The 21,754-nt window shown below is 65.4% G+C and carries 28 protein-coding genes; 12 read left to right on the forward strand and 16 right to left on the reverse strand.

Features of this window, described 5'->3' with window-relative positions; all coding sequences use genetic code 11:
* The first annotated feature begins 179 nt into the window (after nt 1–179).
* Both ACYQ0L_RS12840 and ACYQ0L_RS12845 read left to right on the forward strand, forming a co-directional pair.
* Complete coding sequence (locus ACYQ0L_RS12840; RefSeq protein ID WP_459789675.1) at nt 180–524, forward strand: HPF/RaiA family ribosome-associated protein; 345 nt, start codon at nt 180–182, stop codon at nt 522–524.
* A 5-nt stretch (nt 525–529) separates the two neighbouring features.
* Nucleotides 530–682, forward strand: a complete 153-nt coding sequence (locus ACYQ0L_RS12845) for a hypothetical protein (protein WP_459789676.1) — start codon at nt 530–532, stop codon at nt 680–682.
* 68 nt (nt 683–750) lie between these two features.
* Here ACYQ0L_RS12845 and ACYQ0L_RS12850 read toward each other — a convergent pair whose 3' ends face one another.
* The 3 genes from ACYQ0L_RS12850 to ACYQ0L_RS12860 form a co-directional block, all read right to left on the reverse strand.
* Nucleotides 751–1,245 (reverse strand): YaiI/YqxD family protein, encoded by a 495-nt coding sequence (locus ACYQ0L_RS12850; RefSeq protein WP_459789677.1) that lies wholly within the window; start codon nt 1,243–1,245, stop codon nt 751–753.
* Between the two features lie 33 nt (nt 1,246–1,278).
* Nucleotides 1,279–1,410: a hypothetical protein gene (locus tag ACYQ0L_RS12855; RefSeq protein WP_459789678.1), complete on the reverse strand. Its 132-nt coding sequence runs from the start codon at nt 1,408–1,410 to the stop codon at nt 1,279–1,281.
* 216 nt (nt 1,411–1,626) lie between these two features.
* Nucleotides 1,627–2,055 (reverse strand): PRC-barrel domain-containing protein, encoded by a 429-nt coding sequence (locus tag ACYQ0L_RS12860; protein ID WP_459789679.1) that lies wholly within the window; start codon nt 2,053–2,055, stop codon nt 1,627–1,629.
* A gap of 442 nt (nt 2,056–2,497) precedes the next feature.
* Here ACYQ0L_RS12860 and ACYQ0L_RS12865 point away from each other — a divergent pair, with 442 nt between their 5' ends.
* From ACYQ0L_RS12865 to ACYQ0L_RS12880, 4 genes are all read left to right on the forward strand, one after another.
* On the forward strand, nt 2,498–2,710 hold the full coding sequence (locus ACYQ0L_RS12865) for a cold-shock protein (protein ID WP_459789680.1): 213 nt from the start codon (nt 2,498–2,500) through the stop codon (nt 2,708–2,710).
* Between the two features lie 81 nt (nt 2,711–2,791).
* Nucleotides 2,792–3,016 (forward strand): hypothetical protein, encoded by a 225-nt coding sequence (locus ACYQ0L_RS12870; RefSeq protein ID WP_459789682.1) that lies wholly within the window; start codon nt 2,792–2,794, stop codon nt 3,014–3,016.
* Nucleotides 3,017–3,300: 284 nt separating this feature from the next.
* On the forward strand, nt 3,301–3,687 hold the full coding sequence (locus ACYQ0L_RS12875) for a DUF6491 family protein (protein WP_459789683.1): 387 nt from the start codon (nt 3,301–3,303) through the stop codon (nt 3,685–3,687).
* A 168-nt stretch (nt 3,688–3,855) separates the two neighbouring features.
* A complete protein-coding gene (locus tag ACYQ0L_RS12880) occupies nt 3,856–4,434 on the forward strand; it encodes a fasciclin domain-containing protein (protein ID WP_459789684.1) in 579 nt (192 codons plus the stop codon).
* A gap of 77 nt (nt 4,435–4,511) precedes the next feature.
* Here ACYQ0L_RS12880 and ACYQ0L_RS12885 read toward each other — a convergent pair whose 3' ends face one another.
* A complete protein-coding gene (locus ACYQ0L_RS12885; protein ID WP_459789685.1) occupies nt 4,512–5,006 on the reverse strand; it encodes a hypothetical protein in 495 nt (164 codons plus the stop codon).
* A 180-nt stretch (nt 5,007–5,186) separates the two neighbouring features.
* On the opposite strand from ACYQ0L_RS12885, the gene ACYQ0L_RS12890 reads away from it, so the two are divergent.
* On the forward strand, nt 5,187–5,612 hold the full coding sequence (locus ACYQ0L_RS12890) for a COG3650 family protein (RefSeq protein ID WP_459789686.1): 426 nt from the start codon (nt 5,187–5,189) through the stop codon (nt 5,610–5,612).
* 1 nt (nt 5,613) lies between these two features.
* Here ACYQ0L_RS12890 and ACYQ0L_RS12895 read toward each other — a convergent pair whose 3' ends face one another.
* Complete coding sequence (locus ACYQ0L_RS12895; RefSeq protein ID WP_459789688.1) at nt 5,614–5,967, reverse strand: Mpo1-like protein; 354 nt, start codon at nt 5,965–5,967, stop codon at nt 5,614–5,616.
* 153 nt (nt 5,968–6,120) lie between these two features.
* Between ACYQ0L_RS12895 and ACYQ0L_RS12900 the strand changes: the two genes are divergently transcribed.
* Both ACYQ0L_RS12900 and ACYQ0L_RS12905 read left to right on the forward strand, forming a co-directional pair.
* Nucleotides 6,121–7,197: a PAS domain-containing protein gene (locus ACYQ0L_RS12900; RefSeq protein WP_459789689.1), complete on the forward strand. Its 1,077-nt coding sequence runs from the start codon at nt 6,121–6,123 to the stop codon at nt 7,195–7,197.
* The gene (locus ACYQ0L_RS12905) at nt 7,194–7,571 is read left to right on the forward strand and encodes a response regulator (RefSeq protein ID WP_459789690.1); all 378 of its coding nucleotides are present in this window, start codon (nt 7,194–7,196) and stop codon (nt 7,569–7,571) included. Before ACYQ0L_RS12900 ends, ACYQ0L_RS12905 begins: the two co-directional genes overlap by 4 nt.
* 12 nt (nt 7,572–7,583) lie before the next feature.
* On the opposite strand, the gene ACYQ0L_RS12910 is transcribed toward ACYQ0L_RS12905, so the two are convergent.
* Nucleotides 7,584–8,993 carry a S41 family peptidase gene (locus tag ACYQ0L_RS12910; RefSeq protein WP_459789691.1) on the reverse strand — a complete coding sequence of 470 codons (1,410 nt, stop codon included), beginning with the start codon at nt 8,991–8,993 and terminating at the stop codon, nt 7,584–7,586.
* Nucleotides 8,994–9,180: 187 nt separating this feature from the next.
* Between ACYQ0L_RS12910 and ACYQ0L_RS12915 the strand changes: the two genes are divergently transcribed.
* Nucleotides 9,181–9,765 (forward strand): YbhB/YbcL family Raf kinase inhibitor-like protein, encoded by a 585-nt coding sequence (locus tag ACYQ0L_RS12915; protein WP_459789692.1) that lies wholly within the window; start codon nt 9,181–9,183, stop codon nt 9,763–9,765.
* Here ACYQ0L_RS12915 and ACYQ0L_RS12920 read toward each other — a convergent pair.
* Nucleotides 9,762–10,160, reverse strand: a complete 399-nt coding sequence (locus ACYQ0L_RS12920) for a DoxX family protein (protein ID WP_459789693.1) — start codon at nt 10,158–10,160, stop codon at nt 9,762–9,764. The genes ACYQ0L_RS12915 and ACYQ0L_RS12920 overlap by 4 nt on opposite strands.
* A 3-nt stretch (nt 10,161–10,163) precedes the next feature.
* Entirely contained in the window at nt 10,164–10,601 is a 438-nt protein-coding gene (locus ACYQ0L_RS12925) for a cupin domain-containing protein (protein ID WP_459789694.1), read from the reverse strand.
* 125 nt (nt 10,602–10,726) lie between these two features.
* Here ACYQ0L_RS12925 and ACYQ0L_RS12930 point away from each other — a divergent pair, with 125 nt between their 5' ends.
* The gene (locus ACYQ0L_RS12930) at nt 10,727–11,998 is read left to right on the forward strand and encodes a dipeptidase (protein WP_459789695.1); all 1,272 of its coding nucleotides are present in this window, start codon (nt 10,727–10,729) and stop codon (nt 11,996–11,998) included.
* 27 nt (nt 11,999–12,025) lie between these two features.
* On the opposite strand, the gene ACYQ0L_RS12935 is transcribed toward ACYQ0L_RS12930, so the two are convergent.
* From ACYQ0L_RS12935 to dapD, 4 genes are all read right to left on the reverse strand, one after another.
* The gene (locus ACYQ0L_RS12935; protein ID WP_459789697.1) at nt 12,026–12,220 is read right to left on the reverse strand and encodes a DUF3008 family protein; all 195 of its coding nucleotides are present in this window, start codon (nt 12,218–12,220) and stop codon (nt 12,026–12,028) included.
* 1 nt (nt 12,221) lies between these two features.
* Nucleotides 12,222–12,452, reverse strand: coding sequence for a hypervirulence associated TUDOR domain-containing protein (locus ACYQ0L_RS12940; RefSeq protein WP_459789698.1), 231 nt, complete (start codon nt 12,450–12,452; stop codon nt 12,222–12,224).
* A gap of 46 nt (nt 12,453–12,498) precedes the next feature.
* Nucleotides 12,499–12,789: a hypothetical protein gene (locus tag ACYQ0L_RS12945; RefSeq protein ID WP_459789699.1), complete on the reverse strand. Its 291-nt coding sequence runs from the start codon at nt 12,787–12,789 to the stop codon at nt 12,499–12,501.
* A gap of 82 nt (nt 12,790–12,871) precedes the next feature.
* Nucleotides 12,872–13,693, reverse strand: coding sequence for a 2,3,4,5-tetrahydropyridine-2,6-dicarboxylate N-succinyltransferase (gene dapD / locus ACYQ0L_RS12950; protein ID WP_459789701.1), 822 nt, complete (start codon nt 13,691–13,693; stop codon nt 12,872–12,874).
* Nucleotides 13,694–14,124: 431 nt separating this feature from the next.
* Here dapD and ACYQ0L_RS12955 point away from each other — a divergent pair, with 431 nt between their 5' ends.
* The gene (locus ACYQ0L_RS12955) at nt 14,125–16,323 is read left to right on the forward strand and encodes a S8 family peptidase (RefSeq protein WP_459789702.1); all 2,199 of its coding nucleotides are present in this window, start codon (nt 14,125–14,127) and stop codon (nt 16,321–16,323) included.
* A gap of 16 nt (nt 16,324–16,339) precedes the next feature.
* Here ACYQ0L_RS12955 and ACYQ0L_RS12960 read toward each other — a convergent pair whose 3' ends face one another.
* From ACYQ0L_RS12960 to ACYQ0L_RS12975, 4 genes are all read right to left on the reverse strand, one after another.
* Nucleotides 16,340–17,410, reverse strand: coding sequence for a phosphotransferase family protein (locus ACYQ0L_RS12960; RefSeq protein WP_459789703.1), 1,071 nt, complete (start codon nt 17,408–17,410; stop codon nt 16,340–16,342).
* 224 nt (nt 17,411–17,634) lie between these two features.
* Nucleotides 17,635–18,720 (reverse strand): Zn-dependent alcohol dehydrogenase, encoded by a 1,086-nt coding sequence (locus ACYQ0L_RS12965; RefSeq protein ID WP_459789705.1) that lies wholly within the window; start codon nt 18,718–18,720, stop codon nt 17,635–17,637.
* Nucleotides 18,721–18,868: 148 nt separating this feature from the next.
* Nucleotides 18,869–20,161 carry an acyl-CoA dehydrogenase family protein gene (locus tag ACYQ0L_RS12970; protein WP_459789706.1) on the reverse strand — a complete coding sequence of 431 codons (1,293 nt, stop codon included), beginning with the start codon at nt 20,159–20,161 and terminating at the stop codon, nt 18,869–18,871.
* Between the two features lie 99 nt (nt 20,162–20,260).
* Complete coding sequence (locus tag ACYQ0L_RS12975; protein WP_459789707.1) at nt 20,261–21,727, reverse strand: MFS transporter; 1,467 nt, start codon at nt 21,725–21,727, stop codon at nt 20,261–20,263.
* Nucleotides 21,728–21,754 lie beyond the last annotated feature (27 nt).

A 21,754-nucleotide genomic window follows, 5' to 3' on the forward strand; every position in this document is an offset into this window, starting at 1 on the left:
CAGCCTCTCGCCCTCGTGTTGGCGGGCCGAAACGGGCGGTCGCGCGCGCCGCACGGCCCGCCACGCAGCGGCGCATGGCCGCCGGGAAAAACCGTGCCGGTCGGCCTTTCTGCCGGGATATCGCCGCGGCTTCGACCGTTGATAGGACAGGACGACAACAACCGAAAGGAACCCCCGTCATGCAGGTCCAGTTCAATTCCGACAGCTCCGTCATGGGGACCGAAAACGTCGCGACGCGCATCGAGGATGCGGTCCGCACCAAGCTCGCCCGGTTCGAGGATCGGCTGACCCGGCTCGAAATCCATGTGCGCGACGAGAACGGGCCGAAGGGCGGGGCCGACGACAAGGCCTGCACGATCGAGGCACGGCCTTCGGGCGGCAAGCCGATCGGGGTGACCGAACACGCCGCCACGGTCGACGATGCCGCGCGCAAGGCTGCGCACACGCTTGCCCAGCGGCTCGAACGGCATTTCGGCAAGAGCGATCGCCACAGCCACGATCCGCGCCCCGAGAAGGTGCTCTAGCGCCCGTGGCCGATCTCTATCTCAAGAACCTCGAATCCGAACGGCGGCAGCTCTGGGCGACCTGCCGCCTCAAGGGGCTCGCGCGCGACACGCCCGAACGCCAGCGGATCGCCGCGATCGACGAAGCGATTGCCGCGCACAAGGAGAAGAAGGCCTAGTCGCCGCGACCTTCGGCGTTTCCGTCGGTTTGAGCGGTGCTGCGATCCGGCGGCGCAGGTGAATTCGCTCAGCCGCGGGAGAGCTTCACCAGCACCCGGTCGAGCGATTGCAGGAAGCGCGAACGGTCGGCCTTGCTGAACGGCGGAGGGCCGCCACCGCTCGCGCCGAGCGGGCCGTCCATCCCGCTGCGCAGGTCCGCCATGATCGCCCGCGTGGCGACCGCCGATCCGATGCTTGCGGCATCATATTCGCGGCCATCGTGCTTGAGGACGCTCGCGCCCGTCTTGATGCATCGCTCGGCAAGCAGGATGTCGGCGGTGATCACGATGGTGCGGGGCGATGCGTGCTCGGCGATCCAGTCGTCGGCGGCATCGAAGCCGTCGCCCACCACGACCCGCCGGACCCGTTCGTTCACGGGCACGCGAAAGGCGCTGTTGCTGACCACGCGAACATGCGCGCGGTGGCGTTGGGCGACGCGGTATATCTCGTCCTTCACCGGGCAGGCATCGGCATCGACGAGGATCGTGACGGGGGCGGTTTCGGGTGGGTCGGCGCTGTCCATGGCGCCCGCCTTAGCGGGCGCGCATGGCGGTCTCTAGCTGTTCTTCATATTCTCCAGCCCCTTGATCGCGCCGGGTTTGACGCTGGGGTTGGAGGCGTTGGTCTTGATCTTTTCCTTCTTGGGCTTGCGTGTCTCGCGGCTCTTCTTGCTCTGGCTCTTGGCCATATCGGTTCCAATCGGGGCGGTATGTCCCACTTTCATCAATAGGCGCATTCGTGCCGAAGCCTCGCATCAATTCGTACGACGCCCGATGTCCGGGGCATTGGGGTGCTCGGCTCGCCCGTCACCGCGCCGAGGCGCGGGGCCGTCCGGCGCGTACTAAAAGACCCGCCCCGGCGGTGTGCCGAAGCGGGTCTTTCGTGTCATTGGCCAGCGCGGATATTACGGCGCGGTTTTGGTGATCTCCGCATCGGGCAGCGCGGCGAGCTGCTTGGCGGTCATCGTGGTCTGCACGTCCGTGTCGTCGCCATCGGTCCGGGAAACCATCCTCTTCATCGGTACGACCACGTAACGTTCCGCCGGGGTGTCTTCGAGCTCGACCACCAGACCGTCGACCGTACCCATCGCGTTGCGACGCACCTGCTCGACTTCACCGAGCTCGTTGCCGTCCTCGTCGACCAGTTCGGCCTCGATCAGCTGCGCCTCGGTCATGCCGAGCGCGGCTTCCTGCGGGCCGGCCTCGACAGCACTCTGTTCAGCCTGCATTTCCATCTGGTCCTCGGCCACGTCGGCCTCCTGCTCGGCCTGGGAATCGCAGGCGGCGAGGGCCAGCGCGGCAAGCGGGAGGGCGGCGAACGTCATAACTTTCATCAATTTCTCCTGTCTTTTGGCCCACAATGACCGTGTCGAGCTCGCGTTCCTGACGATGCGCACCATTTTTTTCAATCCGGGGCGGCCGGGTTACCACCTGCTCGCAATGGCGCATTCGCGAAGGGAACCGGTCATCACGAACGCGAGGACATGCACTGGTGCTCGAAGCTTCGGGGCCTCCCGCTACTCGGCCCTCGCTATCTCCCCGGGCGTGTGTTATACGGCTGCCGCTGACGTCGAAATTTGCGACGGACTTCGGAATTTGCCTTCGCCGCTGCCACTTGAGCCACCAGCTCCAACCGGCTTCGGCGCACACCAGACGACGTTTTCCTTTCATCGGACGATTTGACGCCTCCGGGTCGCACTCTGCGCCCGGCTGTACCTTGCCCCTGCACGGCACGCCTGCGCAGGGGGCACTCTCGTTCCATGAAAGGGACACTCCATGGCCAAGACTGGCACCGTAAAATTCTTCAACGCCGACAAGGGCTACGGCTTCATCCAGCCCGACGACGGCTCGGCCGACAGCTTCGTGCACATCACGGCCGTCCAGGCGGCGGGGATGCAGACGCTCGATAAGGAGCAGCGCCTCAACTACGAAGTTGAGCAGGGCCGTAACGGCAAGGAAAGCGCGATCAACCTCTCGCAGGCCGATTGATCCGACGGGGCGCCCTTCCAACCGGAAGCGGCGCCCTTTCTTTTCAGCCCCCCTTCCACCACACGCCGGAGACCAGCCCCCATGGCCCAAAGCTACGAATTCTACTGCGCCCGCGCGGATCAGGCAGCCGCTGCGGCGAAAAAGGCGGAGCTCGCCAATGTGCGCGACCGCGAGCTGCGCGCCGAGAAGACTTGGCGGGGTCTCGCCGACCATGCCCGCGCCGTGGCCGAGGAACGCGCGAAGATGCTGCGCGAAAAGGAAGTAGACGCGGCCGAGGCGGAGGCCGAAAAAGACCCGGCGGCCTAGCCAGAAGGCTTTCCTGCATGCACCGTCACGTGGGGCATGCTGCGCAATGATCCACCGCAGGTCACTCCTCGGCCCGACTGCGCCTGGTGCGCCCGGCGCGAGAGAGTTTCACACTCAGGAAACTGTGACAGGTGCGTAGGGGCGCGTCCGGCCCACGCCGCGTTCGATATGGCAGATGCCTTGCCAATGGCCCGAACCCGGCGCACCATGGGCCGATCCATCCGGATGACGGCGCCCGATGAAAGCACCAAGGCACGGCGCCGTATCAGGCCAAGGAGGCTGCCATGTCCCGTATCATCGCGCCAATCGCCATTATCTGCGTCGCGAGCGCGCTCGCATCGTGCGCCCCGGTGCCCGAACCGGGGCCGGAGACCATTGCCGGCCTCGACACGGATCGGCAGTGTTTCCCCACCCGCATAGTCAATGGCTTCTCGGAAGCGCCGGACGCGCCCGATGGGGGCGAGCGGATTTTCGTCGATGCGGGGCCGAACAACAAGTTCGTGCTCGATCCCGTCGGCATGTGCCACGACATCGACTTCGCCCTGCGGATTGCGATCGACGATCGCTACGGAACGGCCCTGTGCACGGGCGAGACGACCGAACTGATCGTCCCCTCGTCTATCGGGCCGCAGCGCTGCACAGTGCGGGTCGTGGGCCGCGTGGCGGAGTAGGAAACGGGGAAAGCGCTAGCGCCGGGCGAGAGAGTACCTCTTTTGGTCCAGCATCGCGCCATATTCTCGCCAAAATCGGAACGAGTGGTGCGCGCCGTCCATTGTTTGGGTGAAGGGCGCGGCAACAGGCCGCTCCCCGCTTCACCCAATCACCAAGGACGACCCCCGATGAAGACATTCAGCTTGATGCTTGCCTCGGCCGCGGCCCTCTCGCTTGCCGCCTGTGGCGACCCCGTCGAAACCGAAGACACGACCACTGCGGACGACATGACCGCCGATCAGATGGCGGTCGACGATATGGCTGCCGGCACGATCGTTGAGGTGGCGCAGGGCAACCCCGACTTCTCGACTTTGGTAGAAGCGGTGACCGCTGCGAATCTCGGCGAAACGCTTTCGGGCGGTGAATACACCGTGTTCGCGCCGACAAATGCCGCGTTCGAAAAGCTGCCCGACGGCACGCTCGAAACGCTGACCACCGAAGATACCGAAAAGCTCGGCAGCATCCTGACCTACCACGTGGTGGAAGGTGACACCGATGCGGCGGCGCTGACCGCTGCGATCGAGGCTGCGGGTGACGAAGGCTACAAGCTGACCACCGTTAACGGCGGCGAACTGACCGCTACGCTCGAGGGCGGCAATGTCGTGCTGACCGATGCGGCTGGCAATACCGCCACCGTGACGCAGACCGATATCGATGCGTCGAACGGCGTGATCCACGTGATCGATACGGTGCTGATGCCCGAATAAGGCACGCTTTTTTTCCAACGAGAAAGGGCTCCCGTTCGGGAGCCCTTTTTGTGTGCGGCGGAGTTCGGAAAGCGCGCTCAGCGCACCATTGCGCTGGTGTCTTGCACTACGGGACGCGAGACAAACTCGACCTGAGAATCGGCTACCCTCGCAGGACGTTCCAGTTTCAGCGGCTGGCGCGCCGCGGAGCGCTGTTGCCGGTCGCGAACACGCTGGGCGACTGCCCGGGCCTGCTCTGCCTCCCACTGCCGCTGATCGGCTGCCGCAGCATCGAAATCGAACGCATCGTCCGGGTCCTCGACATAATAGCTGCTGGCGTAGCGATCCTGGCTGTAGAGCCCGCGCTCGCGCAGCTCGGCCACGTCGATGGTGGAGCCATTGGCTTCGAGCGGATAGTGATTGGCGGTGAGGGTCTGCGGCTTGCCTGCCTGCCCGAAGTCGATGCCGCTGCCGGCGGGCATCGTGGGGGAATCGTGGATCTTGCGCGGAGTGGTGTCGATTGCTGCTCCGGCAACCGCCCCGCCGATCGCAACGACGATGGCGGCGCCCACGAAATAGGGCAGAACGCGCATGGTGTTGAACTCCTTCGGTTTCCAGGCTTGCCCAACCAATTCGCGAACGCCGCTCGACGTTCCCGTGCGATGGCTCTTGCGAGGGCGCGGTGCAAGCGGTGCGCCGCTTTTCCTGCGGCACGTCTCGCGGTAGATGTTCCGCAGACAAACGAAGCACTCACGTCCCGCAAAGGAAAGCCCATGCGCCCGCTCCTCATCTGCACCACCCTGCTATTGGCCGCATGCCAGACCGAGGATACGGCGGGAGCGCCGGGCAATGCGCCCGAAGGTTTCACCGGCATCGAGGAGAACGAGACGGTGGAGTTCATCGGGACGGAACCCTTCTGGAGCGGATCGGTCACCGGCACACAACTGGTTTACAAGACGCCTGAGGACATCGCGGGCGCAGCGATCGAGGTGAAGCGTTTTGCTGGGCAGGGCGGGCTCGGCTATTCCGGGCAGCTCGAGGGGGTGCCTTTCGACATGACGGTCACCCCAGGCGCATGCTCGGACGCGATGAGCGAGCGGAGCTATCCCTACACGGTAACGCTCCGCATCGGGTCGAACATCCGGCGCGGCTGCGCGTGGACGCAAGGCGAGCCGTTCGACGGACCGGCAATGTCCTAGGCTAGCGACGCTGGGGCGTGCGCTCTTCCACGCCGGCGCGTTCGAGCTCGGGCCCGAGCCGTCCGGAAAGCCACAGGAAAAACATCCGGAAATCCGCCGCGAGGCTCCACAGCGGATAGGTAAAGGTCGCCGGTCGGTTACGCTCGACCCCGAAGTGGGCGAGCCAAGCGAAGAAGTAGCCCGTGATCGGCAGGGTCAGCAGGAGCCACCACAGGCCGCTGGCCAGCGCCAGAACCGCCAGCGCGATCACCAGCCCCGTACCGGCATAGTGCAGGGCCCGCGTCGCCGGGCGGCTGTGCTCGCGAAGGTAGAACGGCCAGAATTCGGCAAAACTGGTGTAGGTGCGCTGTGCCATGCCCGAAGCGTATCATGCTCCCCGCGCGCCAGAAACGCTGTTTTAAAACGATTTTGTATGATTCTTGCTCTCGGCTGGAACGGGCTGCCTTGAACAGCGTTCATCGCACAGAATAAACCCCGGCGCGGGTATCTTGTTTCAACTGGATTTTTGATGGCCGACAGACCGGACGGGTACAGCCAGGCTTCCTTGAACGATCCGCAGGCGCGTCCGCGGCGCGATATGAAGGATGTCGGCCAGGAAGATCGTTTCTCCGACACCTCCGGCGTGCTGTTCGAACAGGCGATGGCCCAGACCCGCATGGCTGTGTGTCTGAGCGACCCCAACCAGCCCGATATGCCGATCGTCTTCGCCAACCGGGCCTTTCGGCGTCTGACCGGCTACGAGGAAGAAGAGATTCTCGGCCGCAACTGCCGCTTCCTGCAAGGCGCCAGGACGGATCGTGATTCGGTCGCCCGCGTACGCCAGGCGATCGACGACGAGGACGTCATCGTGGTCGAGCTGCTGAACTACCGCAAGGACGGCACGCCGTTCTGGAATGCGTTGCACCTCGGCCCGATCTACGATTCCAAAGGCAACCTGATCTACTTCTTCGGCAGCCAGTGGGACGTTTCCGACGTTCGCGCTGCGCGCGCGGAGGAGCAGCATGCACGCGAAATGGCGCGCGAACTGTCACATCGGATGAAGAACATGTTCTCCGTCATTTCGGGGATCGTGAACGTCATGGGCCGCGTGCGCGGGGTCGAGAAGGAAGCGTCGGAGATCAACAGCCGCATCCACGCGCTGGGCCGCGCTTACGAGACGACGCTGGACGAAGCTTCGGTCGGGGTGATCGATCTGGGCCCTGCGGTGAAAGCCATTCTCGAACCCTATGCGGTCGATGAACGCCTCCTGTTCCTCGGCAATGGCGCACAAGTCCCGTTTTCGGCCATGTCGCTCATCGGGCTTGTCCTGCATGAACTGGCTGCCAATGCTACCCGCTTCGGGGCATGGGCCGATGGTCACGAAGGGCAGGTGAGCCTTAACTGGGAGCGTGATGGCGGAGATGTGGTGCTGACCTGGATCGAGACCGGGGGCCCTGTGCTTGACGGGCCGCCCGAACAGATCGGAACCGGCAGCACGATCATGGACCGGATGGTCGCCGCCGCGCGCGGGACGATTGAGAGAAACTGGAAGCCGGAAGGCCTACACGCGGTGCTGACCGTGCCGATCGACGGGGGACGCGCATGAGCGAGGGATGCCACATCCTGCTGCTGGACGACGAACCGCTGATCCTGATGGATCTTGAATTCGCGGCCGAGGACGAGCGTTGTCAGCCCCTCACCGCCACCAATGTGCGCGAAGCACTGGCCCATATCGAAGCGCATGAAGGGCTTACCTGCGCCGTACTGGACGTGACCCTGCGCGATGGAGAGACCTGCGTCCCCGTCGCCCGCGAGCTCGAGCGGCGCGAGATTCCCTACCTGTTGCATTCGGGCGATCTGAACCGGCAGGAAGGCACGCTTGCGACACTGAATGCGCAACTCATCGCCAAGCCGGCATGCTCGACCCGCGTAGTCAAGACCGCGCTTTCGCTGGCGAGCGAAGCGACCGCTGCGCGCTAGGCGCGAACCGCCTCAGAAAAGACCGGGTATCTGATACTGCGCCGCCGTCGGCGTGGTGGCCTGCAGCGCCTCGATCCTGGGGCCGCGCTGCCGGCGCTGCTGCACGCGGATCGACGTGCTGCCGATCGCGGTGCAAGGCTCGCCGCGCAGGAAGGTCAGCGATGTGGCGGTGGATGCCTCGCTCACCGATCCCAATGGCTGAAGGAAGTCATCCGGGGCTGCGCAGGTCTGCGGGTAGACGCTGGCGAGGCCGTTGTAATAGTCCCCGCCATTCGCCGCGTTGACGGTGCGGAAGGCGAGCACGCGCAGCCGGTCGTCGCAAATCTGTCGGTCCCGCGCGATCTGGCCCGACGGCTTGCCGAAAGTGTTGCTGCCGACCAGCGCGGTGTTGTTGCCGAGATAGGGGATGAACGCGTTGCCGACCAGTTCGCTGGCGGACGCGGTCGACCCCGTGCCGATCAGCGCGATTTTGGTCGCCGCGATGGCTTGGGGCTGGCTCTCGAACAGCTCGGTGCTGTTGTTGCTCGACAGCGAACTGCGGAAGAGCGTGCGGCTGAACGCCTGGCCCACCTTGTCGCGCCCGAGCAGGTCGCCGAGGAGCTCCGCGACCGAAACGAGGCCGCCCCCGTTGTAACGGAAATCCAGGATGACCTCGTCGATGCCTTGCTGGCGGAAGTCGTCGATTGCATCGCGCAGTTGCGGCCCGGCGTCCTCGACGATGAAGGTCCGCAGATTGATATAGCCGACACTGGTGCCGTTGTTGTCGATCACCTGTGCGCCATAGCGATCGGATATCGGATCGAGCGCATATTCTGTCTTGGTCACGGTGACGCTGCTTTGCTCGCCGCCGGGCTGGCGGATGGTGAGGCTGCGTGTCACTCCGGGTTCGCTCGGCCCCAAGGCGTCACTGAACGCCGCCGCACCGCCCGATGCCAGCAGGCTGGCGGTGCTCGTCCCGTTGACCGCAAGGATTTCGGTGCCGCGATCAATGCCCTCGGGATAGGCGGGGGCGCTTTCGAAGGCTTCGAGGACGAAGACCCGGCCATTGGCGGTGTCGTAGCCGAGCCTGATGCCGAAGCCTGCGGACGAGCCCGAATTGATCAGTTCGTTTTCTTCCCGGATCGAGGTGATAAAGGTGAAGCCGCGATCGCGCCCCTGCGCCCGTGCAGGGGCGACCAGTGCATCGATATAGCCCTGCAGCGTGCCGTAGCGGGCAGGGTCGACGCTGGTGTCCAGCAGGTCCGGAAAGAGGTAGTATTGCTCGAGCTCGTCGAGGACCCAGGCCTTTCGGTCCGCGAGCGAACAGCTATTGCCCGTTGCGCCGCCACCTGAGCCGACGGAGGGCGCGCCTGTTCCATCGCTTCCGCAGGCTGCCAGCGAGGCCGCGAGCAGGACCGAAAGCGAAGCGCGAGCGATAGACATCTGCAAAACCCCCCTGCAAACCTTTGAGCTGCAACATATTATCGGATGTCGTGGAGAGTCCACGACTATTGAGGGGACGATGTCAGGACTGTGGGTGCATAGTATGGGGCTATTCGCCATTCGCGGCCCTTACATCGCCGCGCGCAAACGCCTAGCAGAGAGCCAAGTTAAGGAGATTCGACCCATCATGACCGACTGGCTGACCGCCGTTCTGCCCGCATCCTGCCCCGCCAATGCCGGGCTCGCCATCGCCCGCTTCGCGACACGTGAAGCGATCGGCCGCAATGGCTTTTCGCTCTCCAGCCCCGCTTTCGCCAGCGGTGCGGAGCTGGACCCGTGCTTCACTGCCGATGAGGAAGATGCGGTTGCGCCTCCGATGGAATGGACCGCGCCGCCCAAGGCAGCGGAAGAAATCGTCATCGTGGTCGAGGATGCGAGCACCGACGAGCCGACCTGCCACTGGCTGGTTTGGGGCCTGCCCGCGCAGCACGGCAAGCTGCTGGAGGGCGAAACGCCGCCGCGCACCGGTAAGAACGACCAGGGCAATTCGGACTGGCTCCTGCCCAAGGTCGATCCAGCGGGGGATCCACACTGCTTCGTGTTCCAGCTGTTCGCGCTCGACCTACCGATTGCGTTGATGCCGGGCGCAGGCAAGACAGAGCTGTTCGCGGCAATGGAAGGCCATGTGATCGCGGCGAGCGTGCTGACCGCGACCTATAGCGGTGAAGACGACGGCGACTTCCTCGATCCCGAAGAAGAGACCGCGGGCTAGGCCCGTCTGGCGAACGGCCAGTCGATCACGCATCCGGCCCAAAGGGCGGCCCAGATGATGATCGGCTGCGCCAGCATCCGCGGTACGTGATAGGCGAGGCCCAGCCCGCCGTCGCCGCCAAGGTCGCTGATCATGTGCTGGATGTTCGCAGGCCAGACGCACAGCGCGTAGAGCGCAAGCCCGATACCCGCCGCGCGCCTGAGCTGCGGTGAGATGGCTTGGGCGAGGCCGATCGCCCCCAGGATTTCTGCCACTCCGGTCCAGAAGATCATGGCTTCGGGGAAGGGTACCGCGCGCGGCATGATGCCTAGGAAGGGCTCCGGCACGGCGATGTGCAGCACGCCCGCCGCGAAATAGGCGATCACCAGAAACCATCGGGTCGCGATCCGCGCCATGGCTTAGGCTCTCCTCGGTGCCCAGCCCGGCGGCGCCAGCTCGAACCCGTCGAATTCGAAGCCCGGGGCCACGACGCAGGATACGAAGGCATAGCCGTGCGGGCCAGCCAGCGGCATTGCCGCCTGCCACTGCCTTTGGGGCACGACACCCTGCCAAAGGCGAACCGTGCTCTGCGGATCGCCGAGCACCAGCGTGTCCACCACCGCGTCTTCGTTCTCCGCGATGCGCAGGGCGAGCGGGTCGCCCGCGTGCCACAGCCACAGCTCGTCCGCATCGACCCGGTGCCAGTGCGAGGCCTGCCCCGATTCCAGCAGGAAGTGGATCATCGTCGCCGTGGCGCGGCCGTCGCGCTCCGGCCCGCGGAAGGTCTCGCGGTACCACCCGCCTTCGGGATGCGGTTGCAGGCCATGGGCCTCGATCAGGTCGCGCGCTTCACTCATGCTTCGCTCGTTAGGGGAGGGGCGCGCGATGCGATAGGGGCAGCCCCGGTCCGGTATCCTTCCCTTTTGCCGCCGAGGCGGTATGCCTTGCGCACCCCGCAATCCGGACCCGAAAGGATCACATCATGTCGCGCCGTTTCGCCACGATCGCTCTTGCTGCCAGCGCTCTCGCCTGCACGATCGCCGCCCCGCTGGGTGCGCAGACGCCCGAGGAAGTGGCCGAGGCTGCGCTGGAGGCGGCACCGGTATGGGATGGGCACAATGATGTGCCGATCCAGCTGCGCAGCCGCTTCGGCAACGAGATCGGCGAATTCGATTTCGAGCACACCGGCCACACCAAGACCGACGAGCGCGCGCAGATGCAGACCGACATCGCGCGGCTGAAGGCGGGCAGGGTCGGGGCGCAGTGGTGGTCGGTCTATGTGCCCGCCTCGCTCGACGAACCCGAGGCGGTGCAGATGACGGTCGAGCAGATCGACGTGACCAAGCGCCTGATCGCGCGCTATCCGCACGAAATGTCTCTCGCGCTGACGGCGGACGATGACGCGCAGGCGGTGGCCGAGGGGCGGATTGCGGGGCTGATCGGCATGGAGGGGGGGCATTCGATCGGATCCAGCCTCGCCGTGCTGCGCCAGATGTACGATCTGGGCGCACGCTACATGACGCTGACGCACAGCAAGAACACGCCGTGGGCGGACAGCGCCACGGATGCGCCCGAACATGACGGACTGACCGACTTCGGCAAGGATCTGGTGCGCGAGATGAACCGGATCGGCATGGTGGTCGATCTCAGCCACGTGTCCGAAGCGACGATGATGGACGCGCTCGATGTGGCGCAGGCACCGGTGATCTTCAGCCACTCCTCCGCCCGCGCGATCAACGGACACGCGCGCAACGTGCCCGACGCGGTGCTGAGGCGCCTGGCTGCCAATGGCGGGATCGCGATGGTGACGGCGGTGCCCGGTTTCATCAAGGAGGCGGCGCGGGTGTGGAATGCTGATCGCGCGGCCGAGGAAGCGCGGCTGGAGGCTCTGTGGCAAGGCCAGCCCGATGCGGTCGCAGCGGGTCTCGCGGCATGGGACGAGGCCAATCCCTATCCACCGGCCGACATCGGTGACATGGCCGATCATATCGACCACGTCCGCGCGGTTGCCGGGATCGATGCGATCGGCATCGGCGGGGATTATGATGGCATTCCCTTCGCGCCCGACGGGCTCGAAGATGTCTCGACCTACCCCGCGCTGTTCACCGAGCTTGCGCGGCGTGGCTATAGCCAAGCCGACCTCGAGAAGATCAGCTTTGGCAACATGATGCGGGTGATGCGCGCGGTGGAAGCGGCAAGCGCGGGCATGGCGGGCGTTCCGCCATACGAATATCCGGTGGGGGAGCAGCGCTAGGCCGCTAGGCCCCGGCTGGACGACAAGCTAGTCGTCGTCGTCGGCTTCTTCGGGAAGATCCTCACGGTCGGTCGAGGCCATTTCCTCCAGCTCGTCCTCGGTCATGCTTTCGTACATGCCGACCGAAGCGCCCTGAAGGTCGGACTTCTTCGTTTCTCCGCGCTTGGCGGAAAGGGCGGCACCCGCCGCCTTCTGCTGCCTCTTGGACTTGGCCTTGGGCATGTCAGGTGTCCTGTGCCTCGATTTCCGAACCGAGCTTGAGCACCTCGTCGCCATCATCCTGCTTGATGAGGTAGGCGGGATTGTCCTCGGTTCCGTTCTTGGTGACTTCACTGCCCTTGAGGGTGCGGGTCACCTCGCGTTCGAACCGTTCCTTGATCTGACCCTTCGCGGTGCCGTCGCCCCAATCCCACTTCACATACTGATTGCTCTGGAAGCTGTTGGAATTGCTCATGGAATCGGGGCTCCTGCGCGATAGGTTTTCGGTCGGATCAACCGCCTCAGTCGGCGGTGGGTTCCTCGGCGAAGCCATCGTCGCCCAGATCCTGTTCGGTCACGACGCCATCGGTATCGCTGCCTTCTTCGGGGCTGGTCGCCTCCATGGTGCCCGAAACCGTGGCTTCCTCCTCCGCGTCGCCCTGCATCAGCGCGGGTACGATCCAGATCAGCGAGAGGGCGACAACTGCGAGTACCAGTCCAATACCCAGAATCCAGCGCACCACGCCTTCCTTGCTGCCGCCGCTGACGTTTTGTTCGTCTATGTGAATTTTGCCGTCGTGGTCATGTGCCATTATATTTTTCCTTTCCCGTCCACCGAATCCATTCAACGGCCCTCGGACCGCCCAGTTCCGCGCCCGCCGGTTGTTGCAAGGGTCAGTCGCGCAGCAGTTCGTTGATCCCAGTCTTCTCGCGCGTGCGCGCATCGACGGTTTTCACGATCACCGCGCAGGCGAGCGAGGGCCCACCGTTTTCGGACGGAAGCGTGCCAGGGACAACTACCGAATAAGGCGGTAGTTGCCCGCGCAGGACCTCGCCCGTCTCGCGCACGACGATCTTGGTCGACTGGGTGATGAACACACCCATCGCGACCACGCACCCTTCGCCCACGATCACGCCCTCGACGATCTCCGAACGCGCGCCGATGAAGCAGTTGTCGCCGATAATCGTCGGGTTGGCCTGCAGCGGTTCCAGCACGCCGCCGATCCCGGCCCCCGCAGAGATATGGCAGCCCGCACCGATCTGTGCGCAGCTGCCCACGCTCGCCCACGTATCCAGCATGGTGCCATCGCCGACATGGGCACCGATATTGGTGAAGCTGGGCATCAGCACGCAGTTCTTGCCGATATAGCTGCCGCGCCGCGCGATCGCGCCGGGTACGACCCGGAAGCCCGCCTCGCGGAAGCGTTCTTCACCCCAGCCGGCGAACTTGCTCGGCACCTTGTCGAAGGCTGGCGAGCCTACCGCACCATCCATCAGGCGGTTGTCGCTCAACCGGAACGAGAGCAGAACCGCCTTCTTGAGCCACTGGTTGACGGTCCAGCCGCCATTTCCGTCGGGCTCGGCCACGCGCGCGCTGCCACTGTCGAGCGCGGTGATCGCGGCGTCGACCGCGTCGCGCAGGTCCCCATCGCCGGTGTCCAGTGACTCGCGCGTATCCCACGCCTGTTCGATCACCTGCCGATGGTCGTCACTCATCCTCATACACTCCTTTTTCTGGCGATGGCCGCAGCAAGACCTCGTCTCGCGCTATAAGAAACGGGAGTGCTAGCTGTGCGTCGGCGGCTTCACAAGCGGTGCCGGCGATGCGAGCGGTTGCTTGAGTGGGGACCACGCACTGCTGGGCCTGAGAGTTCAGCATGCATTTACTCGCGCGGCCTAGCATTCGGTAGGACGCTCTTGAAATCGAGCTGAAATCGGGGGTCGGGATGGTGAACTGGAAAAATCGGTCGGCGTGGAATGCCGGTGCTGCGCTGGGTGCACTCGCCCTGCTGAGCGCATGTTCGGGAGGATCTTCCAACGGCCCGATCAACCGTAATCCGGGCCCGGCCCCAGCACCAACGCCCACCCCGGTTCCAACGCCTACTCCGAGCCCGACGCCAACCCCGACGCCCCCTCCTCCCCCCAATGTGAACACGGCGGAGGTTCGCCGGTCCGACGGGCCGCAGTTCCACAACGCGGTTACCCCGTGGCAGCAGGGCATTACGGGGCGCGGTTCCACGATCGCCATCATCGATACCGGGATCGATATCGACAGCCCCGAATTTGCCGGACGCATCCTGTCTTCCTCGCGCGATGTGGCGGGCGATCGCGGGGTCGACGCGGTGGACGATCATGGCACCAATGTTGCGCTCATCGCGGCGGCTGCGCTCGACAATACCGGTATCGTCGGCTTGGCCTATGATGCGAGCCTGCTGGTGCTGCGGGCGGACAGTCCGGGCAGTTGCACGTCGGATGAGACCGACCCCGATCTGGCCGGCTGCCGCTTTTTCGATCGCGATATCGCACGCGGGATCGACGCCGCGATCAATGCGAATGCCCGGGTGGTCAATCTCAGCCTGGGCGGCGGCACGCCGGGCGCGTCGGTTCTCGACGCGATCCGGCGGGCGACCGCAGCCGGGATCGTGGTTGTCGTCGCTGCGGGCAATGACGGGGATACCGACGATCCCGCGCTCGATCCCGACAATCCCGATCCCTTCGCAATCGGTGCTGCCTCGCGGGGTAACGGCGCGGTCATCATCGTGGGATCGGTCGATCAGAACGGGGTCATCTCGGGTTTCAGCAACCGCGCGGGCAACTTCGCCGAGGATTACCTTACCGCGCGCGGCGAGCGGCTGTGCTGCGTGTACGAGAACGGCGAGTTGAAGGTTGCCGAGCAGAACGGTGCCCAGTTCGTCACGCTGTTGTCCGGCACCAGTTTCGCCACCCCGCAGGTGGCGGGCGCGGTGGCGCTGCTGGCGCAGGCGTTCCCCAACCTGACCGGCCAGCAGATCGTGGAGATCCTGCTCGATACCGCTCGCGATGCGGGGAGCAATGGGACCGATCGGGTCTACGGGCGCGGGATTCTCGATCTGATCGAGGCCTTCAGCCCGCAGGGTGCAACCCGGATGGCAGGGTCGCAGAGCACGCTTTCGCTGGCCGACGATATCGCGATCGCATCCGCGCCGATGGGCGATGCGCTGGCCGGCGCATCGCTGCCCGGCATCGTGCTCGATAAGTACGAGCGCGCCTATCTCTACCAGCTCGGCACGCGCACCCGCATCGCGAGTGCGGAGCCGCTTCTGAGGAGTGCCGCGCAATCGGGTCTGCGCCGGGTTTCGGTAGGTAGCCAGACGCTGACGATGGCCTTCACGCTCGACCAGCGCAGGGCGGGCGATCAGGACAGCCCGCTCACGCCGCTGCGGCTGTCGCAGGCGGATAGCGAGGCGGCGCGGGTGCTGGCCGCACGGGTCGCGCTCAGGATCGCGCCCGACATGCAGCTGGGCTTTGCCTTCGCAGAAGGGCCGGAAGGGCTGGCCGCGCAGATGCAGGGGCACGATCGCCCCGCCTTCCTCGTCTCGCGCGGCGGCGCGGATGAGCTGGGCTTCACCCACCGCGATCGCCAGAGCGTTGCGATGCGCCGCGATCTCGGCAGCTTCGGCGTCACGCTGACGGCGAGCCGCGGCGAGGCGCTGACCGGCGCGGTGCGCGAGGCAACTGACTATATCGGCGACCGGCGCGAAGGGTTCGGCTTCACGCGCATCCGCCTCGCGGCGGATCGCAGCATCGGCCCGCTTGACCTGACGATCGGCTCCGAACTGCTGAGCGAGGATCGTACCGTACTGGGTGCCTACCTGCACGACAGCTTCGGCGGTCGCGGTTCGCGCAGCGTCTTCCTCTCCGGCACCGCCGCGATCGACCTGGGCGAGGGCTGGCGGCTGGGAACGCAAGGCCGGATCGGCTCGACCAGCGCACTTGCCGGGGACCGGATTTCCGCCGGTTCGCGCTTCCGCAGCCTGTCCTTCGCGCTCGATGCGAGCAAGCGCGGGGTGCTGCAGGAGGCAGATCGGATCGGCCTGCGCCTCTCCTCGCCGCTGCGGGTGACCGGCGGGCAGCTGCTCGTCGATCTGCCGGTCAGCTACGATTATGCCACCCGAACTGCGCAGTACAGGCTGATGCCGTTGGCCCTCGCCCCCGAAGGACGCGAGCTGATGGGTGAGCTGACCTGGTCCGGCGACGCTTTCGACGGACTCCTCGCCGCGAGCCTCTTTTACCGCAGCGAGCCGGGCCACCTGCGCTACGCGGCTGCCGAACGGGGCGTGTTCGTGCGCTGGAACCGGGGCTTCTGACGGCTCCGGCGGCCGGTCAGTCCATCCCGGCGCGCTTCGCGAAGCCGTAGGCGGACTGCACCAGCGGGCGCACCCGCTCGCTCATCTTCTTCGCATGGGCCGAGGATGCGGTGCCGTCGATCACACGCTTCTTGATGCCCTGGATGATCCCGGCAAACTTGAAGAGGTTGAACGCGAAGTACCAGTCCATGTCCGGGACGGGGTAGCCGGTGCGGGCCACGTAACGTTCTGTGGTTTCCTCGGCGCTCGGGATGCCAAGCTCCTGAAGATCGAGCCCGCCGAGCCCGGCGCGGCCATCGGCCGGGTTGTGCCAGTTGAGCACGAAGTAGCTGAAATCCGCGATCGGATCGCCCAGCGTCGAGAGCTCCCAGTCGAGCACGGCGGCCACGCTGTTGCGATCGGGCTGGAAGATCATGTTGTCGAGCCGGTAGTCGCCATGGACGATGCCGCTGGCGTGCTGATCGGGCACCGTCTCGGGCAGCCACGCGATCAGCGCTTCCATTTCGGGAATCTCTTCGGTTTCGGACAACTTGTATTGCTTGGTCCAGCGGGCGATCTGGCGCGCGCAGTAATCCTGCGGCTTGCCGTAGTCGCCAAGGCCGATCTTCTGCGGATCGGTGGTGTGCAGATCGGCCAGCGTGTCGACCATCGCGTGGTAGATCTCGCGCCGCTCGTCCGGCGTGGATTCGGGCAGCGAGCCGTTCCACAGGTTGCGTCCCTCGATCAGTTCCATGACGAAGAACTTGGAGCCGATCACATCCGCGTCCTCGCACAGGCCGAAGGTGCGCGGCACGGGGAAGCCCGTGGGGCCGAGCGCGCTCATAACCTTGTATTCGCGGTCGACCGCGTGCGCCGATGGCAGCAGCTTGCCGAAGGGCTGGCGGCGCAGCACGTAGCTGCGATTGCCGGTCTGGGCCTTGTAGGTGGGATTGGACTGGCCGCCCTTGAACTTCGAGAGTTCGAGCGGCCCGGTGAAGTCCTCTACATTGCTTTCGAACCACGCGGTCAGCGCGGTTTCATCGAGCTTGTCGGCCTCGGGCACGTCGACCGTGCCGACCATTTCCTTCTCGTAATCGATCGTGCTCATGCTCTTGCTTCCTGCAACCTCTCCTGCCGGTGGTGGCACATGCACCCCCCGCTTATTCGAAAATCCCGCAACCCGCTCCCGCCCCGGTCTTGCGCCGGAAACCGCCCGCTTGCCGGGATACGAGTGTCACCTTCCATAATCGACCGGCGCGGCTGGTATCTTTCTGTTCGCCCGACCTTACCTTTCGCCCCGCCAGTAGGACAGCCACCTGCCCTGTGGGCCTGTCAGTCGAACACCACGATGCTGCGCGCGGAGTGCCCTTCGCGCAAGCGATCAAACCCGGCGTTGATATCTTCCAGCCCGATCCGTTCGGCGATGATCGTGTCGAGATCGAGCAGGCCGCGCATGTAGAAATCGACGAGGCGCGGCAGATCGACCGGGAAGTGGTTCATCCCCATGATCGCGCCCATCAGCTTCTTGCCGCCGAGCAGGTCAAGCGCGCCGAGGCCAACCTTGCAGTCGAGCGGCATCATGCCGAGGACCACCGCGGTGCCGCCGCGGCGCAGGCATGCCACCGCGAGGTCCGCCGATGCCTGCCGGCCGACCGCCTCGATCCCGTAGTGCACGCCGCCGCCGGTCAGCTTGATGATCTGGGTCGCGGCATCGTCGGCCAGCGCATCGATCGTGTGCGTCGCGCCCAGCGTTTCGGCGAGCGCGCGCTTTTCGGGCAGCGGATCGGCGGCGATGATCATCCCCGCACCTGCAATCCTGGCGGCGTTGATCGCGGCGAGGCCCACGCCGCCGCAGCCGATCACGGCCACGGTTTCGCCCGGGGTCAGCTCGACCGCGTTGAAGATCGTGCCAGCGCCGGTGGTCACCGCGCAGCCGAGCACCGCGGCACGGTCGAACGGCATATCCTTGTCGATCGCCACGCAGGCATGTTCGTGGATCAGCATCTGCTGCGCAAAGGACGAGAGGTTGAGCAGCTGGTGCACCGGCGCCCCATCTCTCGACAGGCGCGGCGCGGCGTCCTTCGCACGCCGGGTGCCCTGGCCCAGGCACAGCGCCATACGCCCGGTGACGCAGAACTCGCACTGGCCGCAAAAGGCGCTGAGGCAGGTGACCACATGATCGCCCGGCTTCACCATGGTCACTTCGCTGCCGACCGCGCGGACCACGCCTGCGGCCTCGTGCCCGGGGATCAGCGGCAGCTGGTGCGGATACTTGCCGTCGATGAAGTGCAGATCCGAATGGCACAGCCCGCAGGCCTTGGTGTCGATCAGCACCTCGTGGGGCGCGGGATCGGCGACGTCGATCTCGCCGATCACCATCGGCTCGCCGGGTTTTTCGAGAATTGCTGCTTTGGTCATTTTTCCTCCATCCACTCCCGTTCACGGGAGGGGCAGCGAGACTTGAGCTTGCCTCGCAAGTCCTAGTCGCAGCGGGGTGGGCCCTTGCGAGGCCCACTCCGCTCCGGGGCCCACCCCCGACCCCTCCCGCAAGCGGGAGGGGAGTTTGCTAGCGCGTGGCGCCCATGTCGCCCGAGCTGTAGGTTTCCATTTCTGCCTCGGTCGGCGCGTGGCGGGCAAATTCCATGCGCGCGATGGAGCGTGCGTGGACCTCGTCCGGGCCGTCCGCCAGCCGCAGCGTGCGCTGGTGGGCGTAGGCTTGCGCGAGGCCGAAATCGTCAGACACGCCGGCACCGCCATGCGCTTGGATCGCATCGTCGATGATCTTCAGAGCCATCGTCGGCGCGGCGACCTTGATCATCGCGATTTCCTGCTTGGCGGCCTTGTTGCCGACCTTGTCCATCATGTCGGCGGCCTTGAGGCACAGAAGGCGCGTCATCTCGATGTCGATGCGGGCCTGCGCGACGCGCTGTTCCCAGATCGAATGCTTGTAGATCGGCTTGCCGAAGGCTTCGCGCGCCTGAAGGCGCTTGCACATCTTCTCCAGCGCTTCTTCCGCCACGCCGATGGTGCGCATGCAGTGGTGGATGCGGCCTGGCCCGAGGCGACCTTGCGCGATCTCGAACCCGCGGCCTTCGCCCAGCAGCATGGCCGAGGCGGGGACGCGAACGTTCTTCAGACTGATTTCCATGTGGCCGTGCGGCGCGTCGTCGTAACCGAACACGGGCAGGTGACGCTCGATCGTCACGCCTTCGGCATCGAGCGGCATGAGGATCATCGACTGCTGCTGGTGACGCTGCGCCGAGGTGTCGCTCTTGCCCATCACGATCGCGACCTTGCAGCGCGGATCCCCCGCACCGCTCGACCACCACTTGCGCCCGTTGATGACGTATTCGTCACCTTCGCGGATGATCGAGGTTTCGATATTGGTCGCGTCCGAGCTTGCGACCTGGGGTTCGGTCATCAGGAAGGCGCTGCGGATTTCGCCGTTCATCAGTGGGCCCAGCCACTGCTCCTTCTGCTCGCGCGTGCCGTAGCGGTGGAGCACTTCCATATTGCCGGTGTCGGGCGCGGAGCAGTTCATCGTTTCGCTGGCGAAACCGATGCGGCCGAGCTCTTCGGCGACCATCGCGTATTCGAGGTTGGTGAGGCCCGGGCCTTCGAACTCGAAGCTCTCGTCAACGTGATGGTGGCTGTCGTTGCGCGGGGGCATGAACATGTTCCACAGGCCCTTGGCCTTGGCCTTTTCCTTCAGCTCCTCGACCACCGGAATGACCTTCCAGCGATCGCCCTCGGCGTCCTGCTGGCGATAGGTCGGCACGGCGGGGCGCACTTCCTTCTCGATGAAGTCGCGCACGCGGTCGCGCCAGTGGCTTTGCCGTTCGGTGGGTTGGAAATCCATGTCTTGCCTCTCTTGCTTCGGTCTGTCTTCGAATATCAGGTATGCGGTCGAACCGTCTCGTGGCAGAGCGGCGCGTACGCGCCAACCCCGTTCGATCAATTATGGCGGCAGGACCTCGCCTTCCGCGTCGGTACGTGCAGCATCGTCGAGGAGGGCGAGCCGCGCCTCGTGGCTTTCGCGGGTGATCGGGAACCGCGCGAGCCAGTAGGCGGCGATCAGCGCGAGGATCAGCGATACGCCGGCGTAAAGCAGGATCATCGGGCTCAGCACGTCCATGCCCACCTCGCCGGCCTTTGCCCGGGCGGGCATCTGTGCGAGCGCGATGATCTGGCCGGAGATGAAGATCCCCGCGCCGGTCGCGCATTTCTGGACCAGCCAGTTGCCGGCGTAGAACTTGCCCTCGGCCCGCTCTCCGGTGCGTTCCTCGAACAGTTCGATGATTTCGGCGACCATCGAGGACGCGGAAATCATCGACACGATGCCCGATGCGTTGGCGAAGACCAGGAACAGGTAGAACAGCATGGTCGAGGTCAGCGTGCCGACCTGAGGCCACGCGCCGAGCAGGAACAGGAAATAGGGCGCGAAGCCGAGCGCGAAGGCGGCCAGCGCGCCGCCGGCTGCAGTATGGGCCTTGCCGTACCGGCGATGCAGCGGGCTGACCACGACGAACATCAGCACCGCGCTGAGGAACAGCACCAGCGGATAGGCGGTGAGCCCGGTCAAGCGGATCGGCAGCCCGGGAATGTCCACCTGGTCGAGCTGCCAGACGAACACGTTGAGGTAGTTGGAGATCGAGAATGTCGTGCCCTGGCTGATATAGGCCGCCATCGCCCCGGCGGCGAAGATCAGGAACGCCTTCTCGCTGAACGCCTCCTTGATCTCCGCGAAGGCATCGCGCCAGTGGAACGGCGGCGGGCGCTTGGCCGGCGGATGCGCGACAAGCCTGTGCAGTCCCAGCGCCGAGCCGACGACCGAGAGCGCCATGATCGCAGCGCCCGCTATGCCGAAGCCGGCATAGCCCTCCGGCTCGAGAATTCCGTCCGGTCCGCTCATGAATACCGTGTAGGCGAGCACCATCATCAGGATGCCGCCGCCCCAACCCATCAGGTAGCGATAGCGGAACAGCGTGGTTCGCTCGTCATAGTCGGCGGTAATTTCGGGCAGCAGGCTGACCTGCGGCACTTCGCACGCCGACAGCAGCACGCGCACGCCCACCGCGATGCCCAGCAGGCCGAAGAAGCTGGGTGCCTCGCCGCCCGGCGGGGACCACAGCAATATCCACATGATCGCCAACGGCCACGGCGCGATGTACAGCCATGGCAGGCGGCGGCCCCAGCGGGTGTAGGTGCGGTCGGAGAAATAGCCGATCAGCGGATCGAGCACCGCGTCGAACACCAGCGCCAGCATCAGCGCGAGGCCAACCAGGCCGGCATCCATCCCGAGTACCTGATTGTAGAAAATCAGCAGGAAGAACGAAAAGCCGTTGTCCTTCACGCCGAAGGCCATCGCGCCAAGACCCTGAGTCAGCCGCAGGCGCGTCGGCAGCGGGCCTTGAGTGAAAGCCATGGTGTGAAAATCTCTCCCGGCGGCGCC

The sequence above is a fragment of the Alteriqipengyuania triglochinis genome (assembly GCF_054655655.1).